The organism is Collinsella aerofaciens (genome assembly GCF_040910185.1).
Classification (GTDB): domain Bacteria; phylum Actinomycetota; class Coriobacteriia; order Coriobacteriales; family Coriobacteriaceae; genus Collinsella; species Collinsella aerofaciens_BF.
On sequence record NZ_JBDGBA010000021.1, the window covers coordinates 28,754 to 41,795 of the forward strand.

Below are 13,042 nucleotides of genomic sequence, written 5' to 3' on the forward strand. Positions count from 1 at the left end.
GGCGCCCATAAACTGAATCGCCTATTTATTGAGCATCAAGTTGAGCCTGACGCTCCCGGTCACGCCTGAGCAACGGCGCCAAAAACTTGCCCGTATAACTCTGCGGACAGTCCGCAACCTGCTCCGGTGTGCCCGAAACCACGACGGTTCCGCCGCCGTTACCGCCCTCGGGACCCATATCGATCAGGCGGTCGGCAACCTTGATGACATCAAGGTTGTGCTCAATCACCAGCACCGTGTTGCCCGCATCGACCAAGCGCTGCAGCACATCGAGCAGCTGGCGGACGTCCTCAAAATGAAGACCGGTCGTCGGCTCGTCCAAAATATAGAACGTCTTGCCCGTCTGGCGTCGATGAAGCTCCTTGGCGAGCTTCACACGCTGCGCCTCGCCGCCCGAGAGCGTCGTGGCGGGCTGGCCCAGGCTCACGTAGCCCAAGCCTACATCGTACAGCGTCTGGAGCTTTCGCTTGATCTGCGGGATATTCCCAAAGAAGGCCAGCGCCTCGGTGACGCTCATGTCGAGCACGTCCGAGATGGTCTTGCCACGGTAGGTGACCTCGAGTGTCTCGCGGTTGTAGCGTTTACCGCCGCAAACTTCGCAGGGAACGTAGATATCGGGAAGGAAGTTCATCTCGATCTTAATCTGCCCATCGCCCTTGCACGCCTCACAGCGCCCGCCACTCACATTAAAGGAGAAACGACCCGGCGAGTAGCCGCGCGCCTTCGACTCCGGCGTACTCGCAAACAGCGCGCGAAGATCATCCCACAGGCCGATATAGGTAGCAGGGTTGGAGCGCGGCGTGCGGCCAATCGGCGACTGGTCGATATCGATAACCTTATCGATACACTCGATGCCCTCGATTTTTTTATACGGACCCACAGGGCGCGTCGAACGGTGAATGACATTCGTAAGGGCAGGCGCAATGGTGTCGGTAACCAGGGAGCTCTTGCCCGATCCCGACACGCCGGTAACAACCGTAAGCGTACCAAACTCGATTTTGGCGGTAACGTTTTTGAGGTTGTTGGCTCGAGCGCCCGTAATTTTAAGGCAGCCGCGACCGGGCTTGCGCCGTTCATCAGGCACCCGGATCATTCGTTTGCCGGTCAGATAAGCGCCCGTCATCGACTCAGGACACGCCATGATATCGGCAGGCGTTCCCGCCGCGACTACGTGTCCGCCGTTGACGCCGGCGCCGGGCCCCATGTCGATCACGTAATCGGCGGCACGGATTGTATCCTCGTCGTGTTCGACGACGATAACGGTATTGCCGATATCGCGCAGGCGCTCGAGCGTCTTGATCAAGCGCTCGTTGTCACGCTGATGAAGACCGATCGAGGGCTCGTCCAGAATATAGAGCACGCCCATGAGACCCGCGCCGATCTGCGTTGCCAGACGAATACGCTGCGCCTCGCCACCGGAAAGCGTCGCCGAGGCACGATCGAGCGTCAGATAGTCGAGTCCAACATCGACCAGAAAACGCAAGCGCTCCAGGATTTCCTTGACGATACGGCCGCCGATAAACTGTTGGCGCTCGGTGAGCTCCAGGCCCTCAAAAAACTCGAGCGATTCACGGCACGACAGGCAACAAACCTCGTAAATGGACTTGCCGCCCACGGTGACGGCGAGCATCTCGGAGCGCAAACGAGCGCCGTGGCAGCTCGAGCACGGCTCCTCGCGAATGTACTTCTCCAGGCGCGCCTTGGTGTTCTCGTTCGTCGTCTCGGTATAGCGTTCGTACAGGATGTTGCGAACGCCCGAAAACTTGGTATCCCACTGGCTGCGACGTCCGTCGAGCTTTTGGTAGTCGACCGAGATCTTCGTATCGCCCAGGCCATCCAAGAATGCACGACGCACGCGAGGGGGCAAGTCCTCCCACGGCGTATCGGCGCTCACCTTAAAGTGTTTGCAGACCGCAGCAAAAATCTGCGGATAGTAGTTCGAATTGCCAAACAGGCTACCAAAGACTCCATCGGCAATGGACTTCGAGGGATCCTCAATCAGCGCCTCGGCATCAACGGTTTTCTTAAAGCCCAGGCCGTCGCACTCAGGACATGCGCCATAGGGAGCGTTGAACGAAAAATCACGCGGCTGAAGATCGTCAATGGAGTGACCATGCTCCGGGCACGCCAAGGCCAACGAATACTCCAGCAGCTCGCCCTCGGTCCCCTCGGGAGCATCACGATCGGGCAGCATGTACACGTTTACATTGCCGTGAGCCAGCGCGGTCGCTTGCTCAACAGACTCGGCGATACGGCCCAGAGAGTTCTCACGGATCACGATGCGATCGACTACGACCTCGATATCGTGCTTGAACTTCTTGTCCAGATCGATCGGATCGTCGAGCGAGCGCACTTCACCGTCGACACGCACGCGGCTAAAGCCCTCGGCGCGAAGGTCCTCAAACAGTTTGGTGTACTCGCCTTTTCGCCCGCGCACCACCGGTGCCAGCACAAACGCGCGGCGGCCCTCCCCCGCCGCCAAGACCTTGTCGGCAACCTGGTCGGTCGTCTGACGCTCAATGACGCGGCCGCATTCGGGACAGTGCGGGGTGCCCACACGGGCGAACAGCAGGCGCAGATAGTCATAAATCTCGGTTACGGTGCCAACCGTCGAGCGAGGGTTTTTAGACGTCGTCTTTTGGTCGATCGACACTGCCGGCGAAAGGCCGTCGATTGAATCCAGGTCGGGTTTGTCCATCTGACCCAAGAACTGGCGCGCATAGCTCGAAAGGCTCTCGACGTATCGACGCTGGCCCTCGGCATAGATAGTGTCAAATGCCAGCGAGCTCTTGCCCGAGCCAGAAAGACCGGTAATGACCACGAGTTGGTCACGCGGAATGGAAACATCGATATCACGGAGGTTGTGCTCACGAGCGCCGCGAATAACGATAGAAGAATCAGACATGGAAGCTCCTTGCCTCCTATTGCATCGAATCATACTGCCGATGAGTTTAGCGCACTCGACGCGCACAGATGTTCGTAATACAAGATTCGCAGACCTTTAGCTTTGCGTATCGGGCGCTTTGTTTCTCGAAATGTCGTGGAAAGGTTACAGTAATCTAATACTGAACTTAATTTGCCGTAACAGAGGAACGTCCATGACCGAAGATATCCCCCTTGAAATCACTTCGAGCGACATGGCCAATCTGCCCATATTCATCGCCGTCCTTATCGTGGCCATCGTCGTGGTGCGCGTATATTTTTCAATCAAACACAATGAAAAGCCGCCCATTGCCCGCGTCTTTTGGTGCGCGACGCTCCTCATCCCGCTCGGCATGGTAGCTGCATGGATTACGAATCAATTGCTCGTAAATGAGGACAATTCCCTATGGGTCCTTTCTTATTCGGCGCTCGGTGCTACCGCCGTCATACTTCTTGTCGAGCCCTTGGTTTCGGGACTTATCGACCAAACCGATCTTGCGACGGGAACGGTTGCCTGTATTTGCCGTGACATCCTTGTCATCGCCGCTGTTTCAGCGCTCTCGTTCGTTTCACTCGAAATTGCCTGCAACGAAACGTTCTATCGCATTCCCGCCAACTCATTCGGGTTTTCCGTCGGGCTGCTCGCGACGGTTCTGCTCTCCCTTTATTTGCTGGGACAGCGTCATGGAGGCGTCATGGCCCTCGTGCCCGTCGCCTGTTGCATCCTTGGCATTGCCGAGCACTTCGTCATAACGTTTAAAGGCGAGGCCATCCTGCCAAGCGATATCTTGGCCCTTGGCACCGCAATGGAAGTGAGCGAGGGATACGAGTTTACCTTTACCGCCGGAATCGTAACCTCTCTAGCCCTGCTGGAGATTTCCCTGGGGCTTCTTTCGCTTATCCGACCGAGAAAGCTCCGTACGCCCACCCATGTCTTCCCCGCAATCGCCGCTAACCTCTGCGCTTTTCTGCTAGTGACCGTTGTGGGGCTCTCGGGCTTTTCCAGCATCGACTTGGAGCAGGCGCTGAATTTTGGATTTGACCGTTGGCAGCCCATCACCACGTATGCGTCTCAGGGTTTTATCACTTCGTTCACCGAAATGGTCAACGAGTTGCCCATTGAGAAGCCCGAAGACTATACGCCCGATGAGGCGCAGAGCATCGAGCAGGAGCTCGCCGCCACCTACGACAGCACGTATGGCTCGAGCGAGCAGCGCGCGGCGGCCGTTGCCCAGTTCAAAGAAATCAAGCCGACGATTGTTGCCGTCATGAATGAGAGTTTTAGCGACCTTTCGTGCTTTGAGCAGCTCCAGGCGGCCGGGTACACCGGCCCCGCATTCTACAACTCGCTTCCCGACACACTTGTTCGCGGCACCATGCTCGCTTCGGTCGCCGGTGGCGGAACGGCGAACTCCGAATTCGAATTTTTGACCGGAGCGACAACGGCCTTTGTCGGATTAGGCAAGATCCCCTATCAGCTGTATCAGATGAATGGCGTCAACAGCCTGGCAAAGGACCTTAAAGAGCTTGGGTATACCGCCACCGCTATGCACCCGCAAAACCCCGTCAACTACCATCGAGATAAAATCTATCAGCAGCTGGGCTTTGGAGACTTTCTTTCAATCGGCGATTTCGAAGGTGCGCCCTGTTACCATGCCGGCGTATGCGACTACGCCACCTACGACAAGATACTCGACCTGCTTAGAACCAACGAAGCGCCGCAGTTCATCTTTGACGTCACGATGCAAAATCACGGCGGCTACGACTATGGCACCGTTCCCGCCGAGGAGCTGACAAACTATTGGGTCGAGGGAGCCAGCGAGGGTGCCAATAGCGCGCTCAACACCTATCTTACCTGCATCAACGCATCCGACCGGGACCTCGAGTACTTTATCAACGAGCTCCGCAATATCGGCAGACCGGTTGTCCTTGTCTTTTTTGGCGACCATCAGCCGAGCGCCGCAACGACTCTCAACGACGAGCTGTACCCTCAGGAAGATACGGCAAGCCACGCTTTCCGTATCTATCAGTCGACATATTTTGTCTGGGCTAACTATGAAATCGCCGGCAATACCGAGCTCAACGTCTACGACACCGTCGGGGCAAACGAGATTGCAGCCATTACCCTTAATAAGATCGGCGCCCCGCTCACCGACTATCAAAAGGCTCTGCTTGCAACAAGGTCAGATGTGCCCACCATCAATGTCGCCGGCTACCTTGGTGCCGACGGGCTGCGCTACGACTTGGAATCTGAAGACAGCCCATACGCCTCGACGATCGACAAGCTGCAGCGCATGCAATACCTCGAGTTCGCTAGCAAAGTTCAGTAAGCCCGCCCATTCGCTTGGACCCATCGTATTGCAAGCACGCTCGGCCCAAATGCATCGCAAATGACTCCCGCTCGCAAACGAGGGTACAATGACGCTCGTGTCACATCACGGGGCTCCGGCCCCAACATATACAAAGGAGTCATACATGGGTTGCGAGCACGCACAGGCCGCCGGCGGACAAACGTCGCCGTCGCAATTTGAGGAGAACACACTGTCCGAGGTCAAACGCGTCATCGCCGTGCTTTCCGGCAAGGGCGGTGTCGGCAAGTCGTTTGTCACCGGTGCCATCGCTACCGAGCTTGCCCGTCACGGCCACAAGGTCGGCGTCCTCGATGCCGACATCACCGGTCCCTCTATCCCCAAGATGTTCGGTATGAGCGGACGCCACGTCCATGCCCTTGGCAACCTTATGCTGCCCGAAATCTCCGAGCACGGCGTCAAGGTCATGAGCTCCAACCTGCTGCTCCAAAACGAGACCGACCCCGTCCTTTGGCGCGGTCCGGTCATCGCAGGCGCCATTAGGCAGTTCTGGAGCGAGACCTCGTGGGGCCCCATCGACTACCTGCTGGTCGACATGCCTCCGGGAACAGGCGACGTCGCTCTCACCGTCTTCCAGTCACTGCCCGTCGACGGCATCGTCATCGTCACGAGCCCGCAGGATCTGGTCTCGATGATCGTCGCCAAGGCGGTCAACATGGCCGAGAAGATGAACGTCCCCATTCTGGGCATTGTCGAGAACATGAGCTATATTGAGTGTCCCGACTGCGGCAAGAAGATCGAGGTCTTTGGCAAGAGCAAGCTCCCCGAGGTCGCAGAGCGCTATAACCTCGACATCTTGGGCACGCTTCCCATCAATCCGTCACTCGCCGAGGCCTGCGATAAGGGCGAGGTCGAGACCGCGCTGCCCGATGGCATGTTGCCCAAAGCAGTCTCTGCCGTCGAGGCTATTACCCCGCACGAGACCGACGAGGCCTAAGTGAACACGAGCGCCTTCTATGACGTCCTGGTAATCGGCGGCGGGGCTTCAGGCCTCGCCGCCGCCATTACGGCCGCACGTGCTGGCAAAAGCGTCTGCATCGTTGAGCGCGATGTCGCCTGCGGCCTTAAGCTCCTTGCGACCGGTAACGGCCGCTGCAACCTCTCCAACGAATCGATTGATCCTCAGCGGTATAACCACCCCGCATTCGTCGAATCTGTCATGGGCCCCCAACCCGAACAAAAGCTTATGGGTTTCTTCTCCTCGCTGGGCATCATGACAACCTCCGAGGAAGGCCGACTGTACCCGCGCTCCCTTCGCGCCGAATCGGTGCGCGACGCACTTCTCAACGTTTGCGACCGCCTAGGTATCACCTTAATCTGCGGAGCCAACGTTGCCTCGGCGCACAAAGCTTCCGAAGGCTGGACACTCCAAATAGACCGTCCAGCGCGGGCACTCAAGGCAAAAAAGCACGACGACCGAAAATCGGAGCTCCGCTCGCTTCGGAAAGCGCTCGCCGATGTCCCTCGCAAGAACGAGGCCCTGCAGGCACATGCCGTAATTATCGCCACGGGTGGTAACCCCACTGGTATCGCCGATACGTTTCGCCTCCCCCTCACTTCGCTGCGCCCCATCCTCTGCCCCGTATCGGCAACGGTCGTCGGCGATCGGGCGGCGCTCAAGACGTTGGATGGCCTGCGCGTCCGCGCCCGCTTGACGCTCGCCCGCAATCATAATGAGCTCTGGCACGAAGACGGTGAAGTCCTGTTTCGAACCTTCGGTATCTCGGGCGTCGCTGTCTTCAACCTCTCCCGTCGTATCCAGCACGGCGATACGATCCTGCTCGACGTTTTCCCCGACCTCTCCAAAGACGAGCTGCTCGATATGCTCAACCGGCGCGTTGAGCTGCTCGGCGGCTTTTCGCCCCGCGATCCCCGTTGGCTCGACGGCATGCTCGCCCCGCAACTCTCCCGCATCGTCTGCACAGCGTTCGAGCAGTGCCATCCAAGCTCCAACGATGTCATCCACCTGGTCTCGATCCTCAAGCACTTTAAGTTGCTCGTCGAGGGAACAGCCGAGGAGCGCTCGGCGCAGGTCACGCGTGGTGGCGTATCTGTCGAGAGCATCTCAACACCCAGTCTACGCGCGAGCAGCGCTGTCGACGCCCCGCTTTACGTCTGCGGCGAAGCGCTCGACATCGACGCCGATTGTGGAGGCTTTAACCTTGCGTGGGCCTGGCTCTCGGGCATTCGCGCTGCAAGCAGCCTGTAGCCGCGCAGTCTATAATCAAAAACGCATTCGGGCCGTCTGGGATACCGGACGGCCTCTTTCTTGCCTCTAAGGAGACCTCGATGATCGAAATCACCCAAGTCAACGCGTCACTCGATGAAGCCGGCGATGAAAATGCCTGCCTCATTGTTGGCAAGCGAGTCGCCAAGCGCGTCCTACGTTGCAAGGACTCCGAGATCAAGTCCATCGAGCTCCACCGCAAGTCAATCGACGCCCGCAAAAAACGAGACGTCCATTTTATCCTGAGCTTTCGTGTTGAGCTGACTAGTCCCCACCTCGAGCGAGAAGCGGTCGACAGCGTTGCCGAGCGTGACCGCTCGCGCGTACGCGCGATAGAAGACGATGGGTCTTCATTCCCCTCCCCCGTCTCCGACACACCTCAAGAATGCCCTGTCGTTGTCGGTGCCGGATGCGCTGGCCTTTTCGCTGCACTCACCCTTGCCGAAGCGGGTCTTAAGCCCTTGCTCATCGAGCGCGGCGACCCAGCATTTCGCCGCTCACATGCGATCGATCTCTTTCTAAAGGAGCGCATCCTCGACCCCGAGAGCAATATCCAGTTTGGCCTGGGCGGCGCGGGGACCTTCTCGGACGGCAAGCTCAATACGGGAACCAAAAATCCCGCCCATCGCCTTATCCTCGAAACCTTCGTCGAGGCGGGCGCGCCCCGCGATATTCTGTGGGATGCCAAGCCGCACATTGGCTCCGACATCCTTCCCACGGTTGTCACCGCTATATCCCAGCGCATCGAGCAGCTCGGAGGTGTCGTCCGTTATCGAACAAAGCTCGTCGACATTCGCATCGACGCGTCTGGTGCCATCACCGGTATCGATGTCCAATCGTCCCAAGACGCCGCTTACGAGCCAATTGAGACAAAGCACCTCATCCTCGCCTGCGGGCATTCTGCTCGCGATATTTTTGAGCTCCTTAAGGACCACAACGTGGCCCTCGCACAAAAGACCTTTGCCATGGGCGTTCGCATCGAACATCCGCAGCGCGACATCGACCGAGCCCAATATGGAGCCTTGGCGGGACATCCTGCCCTCGGAGCAGCCCCCTACAAGCTCGTCGCCCATCTTCCCAACGGCCGCAGCGTGTTCTCGTTTTGCATGTGCCCCGGCGGGCAGGTTGTCGCCGCCTCTTCCGAGCAGGGCCACCTGTGCGTCAACGGCGCCAGCCTCAATGCCCGCGACGGACGCAACGCAAACGCCGCCCTGCTCGTTAACGTCACGCCTGAGGACCTTCCCAACGATGACCCGCTCGCCGGCATCGAGCTCCAGCGCGCCTGCGAGGCGGCCGCCTATCGCCTGGGCGGTTCCAACTGGAACGCACCGGCACAACTCGTCGGAGATTTCCTCGCAGGACGCGCCAGCAAGGCGCCCGGAAAGGTAAAGCCCACCTATCCGCTCGGTGTGACCTGGACGGCAATTGACGAAGCCCTGCCGCAGCATATCGTCGAGTCGCTCCGCCTGGGACTTCCCCTACTCGGAAAAAAGCTACGAGGCTACGACCGTCCCGATGCCGTTCTTACCGGCGTGGAGACTCGTTCGAGCTCACCGGTCACTGTCACCCGAGACCGAACGTGCCATGCCGTGTCGACCCCGGGCCTCTACCCTTGTGGTGAGGGAGCTGGATATGCCGGCGGCATCATGAGCGCGGCCACCGACGGCATCCGTTGTGCCGAAGCCCTGATCGCAGACCTCTAACGCACGAATTCCAGCGCGCAAAAGACATAGGCCCCGAGCTCCACAGGGAACTCGGGGCCTGTTCGCTATTTCTTAAACCGTGCACCCTGGCGTTTTCTGCCCGATGCGAACGTGGAACCCTTGCGGGCCTGCGAACGTAAGCGCTCGATCGTCTCGTCCTCAGACGCACCCTCGAGCATCGCCCGAATCTGAACGACGGCATCGCGCAGGCGCGCCGCCTCCTCAAAGTCCATGGCGGCAGAAGCGTTACGCATATCCTCTTCCATGGTTTCGACAATCCGCACAAGCTCGTCATGCGGCAGTTCTTCCAACTGCTCCGCAAGTGTCTGCTCGGGCGCCACCGTTTCCGGCACGCCGCCCTCGCCCGACTCATCGGGCGTATAGAATGCACCATGGCCAAGAGAGTCGCCCTTCGAGCGTCCCTTGGAACCCACGGTTTTTTCGGCCTCGGCAATAAAACTTGAGATGTCGTTGATGGCCTTGCGCACTGTCTTGGGCACAATGCCATGTTCTTCGTTATATGCCATCTGAATCTCGCGACGGCGCTGCGTCTCCTCGATGGCCTCTTTCATCGAATCGGTCACAACGTCTGCATACATGATGACTTCACCATCGGCGTTACGGGCCGCACGGCCAATCGTCTGAATCAGCGAACGGCGGTTGCGCAAGAAGCCTTCCTTATCGGCATCGAGAATTGCCACCAGTGAGACCTCGGGGAGATCCAAGCCCTCGCGAAGCAGATTGATGCCAACGAGAACATCGATCTTGCCCTCGCGCAGCGTTCGCAGGATCTCGACACGGTCCATTGTCGCCGTATCAGAGTGCATGTAATTGACCTTAATGCCCGCGTCGAGCAGATGGTCGGTCAGGTCCTCGGCCATGCGCTTGGTCAACGTGGTCACCAGCACGCGCTCCTTGCGGGCAACGCGCTCGCGAATCTCGTCCTCAAGATCGTCAATCTGGCCGCGAACTGGACGCACGTCAATCTTGGGGTCGAGCAGGCCAGTCGGACGAATAATCTGCTCCACATCGTTTTGGCTCACCCGCAGCTCGTAGTCGCCCGGCGTGGCCGAAACATAGATAAACTGGGGTATCCTTGCCTCAAACTCATCGAAACGAAGCGGGCGGTTATCGAGCGCCGAGGGCAGGCGAAAACCGTGTTCCACCAGCGTCACCTTACGCGAGCGGTCACCTTCGTGCATGCCGCGAATCTGCGGCACCGTCACATGGCTCTCATCGATGATGCAGAGCATATCCTTGGGAAAGTAATCGATTAGGGTAAACGGCGGCTCACCCGGCTTGCGACCGTCCAGATGACGCGAGTAGTTCTCGATGCCGTTGCAAAAGCCCATCGTCTCGAGCATCTCAAGATCATAATCGGTGCGCTGCTGCAGACGCTGCGCCTCGAGCAACTTGTCGGTCGCCTTGAGCTCCGCCACGCGCTTCTCGCACTCTTCGCTGATCGATTTCAGAGCGGCCTTGACCTTCGGCTTCTCGGTCACGTAGTGTGATGCCGGCCATACGGGGATGGCCTCGTACTCACGAAGCATCTCACCGGTGACCTCATCGATCTCGGCAATCAGCTCGACCTCGTCGCCAAAGAACTCAAACCGCAACGGATGCTCGGCATAAGGCGGATACACGTCGACAACATCGCCGCGCACGCGGAACGTGCCACGCGCCAGGTCATAGTCATTGCGATCATATTGAATGTCGATAAGCGCATGGATAAAGTCATCGCGCTCGAGCGGCACCTTCTTGTCGACGTTTGGAGCCAGACCCGCATAGTCCTCAGGAGAGCCAATGCCATAGATACACGAGACCGATGCGACAACGATCACATCACGTCGAGAGAGCAGTGACGCGGTCGCCTGATGGCGCAGCATCTCGACCTCTTCGTTAATCGAGGAGTCTTTCTCGATATATGTATCGCTTTGCGGCACATACGCCTCGGGCTGATAGTAGTCGTAGTACGAGACGAAGTAGACCACAGCGTTATTGGGAAAGAACTCTTTGAGCTCGCTCGCAAGCTGAGCGGCGAGCGTTTTATTCGGAGCCATGACAAGGGTCGGCTTACCCAAGGCCTCAATGGTTTTGGCCATCGTAAAAGTCTTACCCGAACCAGTCACACCCAGCAAAACCTGATAGCGGTCTCCGTCCCTCACGCCCCGCACAAGTGACTCAATGGCCTTGGGCTGGGAACCGGCAGGTTCATAGGGGGAAACGACTTCAAACGGCACCTCAGCGCCCTCAACGCCAAAGCGCTTAAGTTCACCACCAACGCGTTCTACTTCAAATTCCGCCATGGATACTCCTAACTCATACATCTGCAGTATACGCAGGCGGTGGGCTTAGTCCTATACGAACCGATCGGGATAGAGAGTCTTATATCGAACCCAGGCATTATTGACGCGAATCAGATAAGCCTGAGTTTCAGGAAAGGTAATCGCATTATGGAGTGACGTGTTCTGCTGCGCCCATCCGTCGACATTGCCCATACCGGCGTTATAGGCGGCGATGGCACTATCCGTCGACCCGTTGAAATAGGCGAGAAGATACGAGAGGTATGCGCAGCCAAACTCGATATTCGTAGCCGGATCGTTAAGATTGTCGACCGAATACTCCCCTCCGTCGACAAGACCCTTGGCAATCATATCCTGGGCAGTCTCGGGCATCAGCTGCATCAAGCCCTGAGCACCCTGATTCGACTCGGCCTCGGGATCCCAATTCGATTCCGACTTAATGACAGCGCACACCAGATACGGATCAAGATTGTGCGAAATACTGGATTGCTTTACGTACGCCTCGTAGTCAATCGGATACAGCGGCTTAAAGAAAGCGGCAGGGGCACACGAGTAGACGAGCGAAATAAGGCCGAAGACGAACACAACGGCAAGTGGCGCCACGCGATACCACGTAAAGAAACGTGCCTTAGGCATCGGCCTCCTCCTTATCCGGAGTATCTATAAACCCGTGGCATGCAAGCCATGAGTCAAGCTGCTCAAAGAGCGAATTATCGCCTGCGGCATTATCAATCACCGTAGTAGCGAGATTGCACAGCGCAGACTCATCGGGCTGACAAGCAGAACGGGCATCGAAATCAGATGGCTCCATGCCACGTTGAATAGCGCGCTCGCGACGAACTGACAAAGGGGCGCTGATGACCAAAATTTCATCAGCCAAGCCAAATGCATCCTCAAAACCAGTCGGAGCAGAAACCTCGACCACCGCAAAGGGATAACGGGGAGACGAAACCGTACAACAAACCGGATCGAGAATCCTAAGCGAAAGCTGTTCAATGAGAACGGGATGCACAATGCCATTGAGCCGTGCGACCGAATCAGGAGAAGCAAAAGCTCGAGAAGCGAGGATGTTGCGGCGAATGCCGCCATCCTCATCCAAAATGTCCCAACCGAATTCATCCGCGAGAGCATTGACGATATCAGAGCCCGGCACATACAGCGATTTTGCAAGCTCATCCAGATCGATTAGCATAGCGCCACGAGATTCGAAATAGCGGCAGGCAGTCGACTTACCCGAAGCAATATTGCCCAAGACAAATACGGTAAACATCAAGCCCTCCCTAACGCCAATGCGAGTAATTATCGCTCAAATACACTAGAAGGACTCAAAATACAGCCAAACAGTAAGAGCGCATACGGGGGAACTAGGTCCCAAAGTACAACGTGTATATAACGCAAAAAGGGGGAGGCCGCGAGGCCTCCCCCTTCTCAGTTCAAGCGCACGGCTCGGTGCCGTCCACCGGTCAGCGGCGCCCTGGCCTCCCACGGGCTGACCCCGCAGTACTCTCGGCGCGATGG

General features: G+C 57.8%; 8 protein-coding genes. 4 read left to right on the forward strand and 4 right to left on the reverse strand.

Annotation, left to right across the window (positions count from 1 at the left end; all coding sequences use genetic code 11):
- Positions 1-25 precede the first annotated feature (25 nt).
- Positions 26-2,905, reverse strand: a complete 2,880-nt coding sequence (uvrA, locus tag AB5Z54_RS08300; protein WP_368161167.1) for an excinuclease ABC subunit UvrA — start codon at positions 2,903-2,905, stop codon at positions 26-28.
- 193 nt (positions 2,906-3,098) lie between these two features.
- Here uvrA and AB5Z54_RS08305 point away from each other — a divergent pair, with 193 nt between their 5' ends.
- The 4 genes from AB5Z54_RS08305 (at position 3,099) to AB5Z54_RS08320 (ending at position 9,221) form a co-directional block, all read left to right on the forward strand.
- Positions 3,099-5,252 carry an LTA synthase family protein gene (locus AB5Z54_RS08305; RefSeq protein WP_368161169.1) on the forward strand — a complete coding sequence of 718 codons (2,154 nt, stop codon included), beginning with the start codon at positions 3,099-3,101 and terminating at the stop codon, positions 5,250-5,252.
- A 145-nt stretch (positions 5,253-5,397) separates the two neighbouring features.
- Positions 5,398-6,228: an Mrp/NBP35 family ATP-binding protein gene (locus AB5Z54_RS08310; RefSeq protein ID WP_055310500.1), complete on the forward strand. Its 831-nt coding sequence runs from the start codon at positions 5,398-5,400 to the stop codon at positions 6,226-6,228.
- On the forward strand, positions 6,229-7,500 hold the full coding sequence (locus AB5Z54_RS08315) for an NAD(P)/FAD-dependent oxidoreductase (protein ID WP_368161171.1): 1,272 nt from the start codon (positions 6,229-6,231) through the stop codon (positions 7,498-7,500).
- Positions 7,501-7,580: 80 nt separating this feature from the next.
- Positions 7,581-9,221 carry an NAD(P)/FAD-dependent oxidoreductase gene (locus AB5Z54_RS08320; RefSeq protein ID WP_368161172.1) on the forward strand — a complete coding sequence of 547 codons (1,641 nt, stop codon included), beginning with the start codon at positions 7,581-7,583 and terminating at the stop codon, positions 9,219-9,221.
- 65 nt (positions 9,222-9,286) lie between these two features.
- On the opposite strand, the gene uvrB is transcribed toward AB5Z54_RS08320, so the two are convergent.
- From uvrB to coaE, 3 genes are read right to left on the reverse strand one after another with little or no spacing between them, the layout of a single operon-like run.
- On the reverse strand, positions 9,287-11,527 hold the full coding sequence (gene uvrB / locus AB5Z54_RS08325; RefSeq protein ID WP_138112002.1) for an excinuclease ABC subunit UvrB: 2,241 nt from the start codon (positions 11,525-11,527) through the stop codon (positions 9,287-9,289).
- 51 nt (positions 11,528-11,578) lie between these two features.
- Positions 11,579-12,160: a lytic transglycosylase domain-containing protein gene (locus AB5Z54_RS08330; protein WP_117746699.1), complete on the reverse strand. Its 582-nt coding sequence runs from the start codon at positions 12,158-12,160 to the stop codon at positions 11,579-11,581.
- Positions 12,153-12,794 (reverse strand): dephospho-CoA kinase, encoded by a 642-nt coding sequence (gene coaE / locus AB5Z54_RS08335; RefSeq protein ID WP_368141753.1) that lies wholly within the window; start codon positions 12,792-12,794, stop codon positions 12,153-12,155. Before coaE ends, AB5Z54_RS08330 begins: the two co-directional genes overlap by 8 nt.
- Positions 12,795-13,042 lie beyond the last annotated feature (248 nt).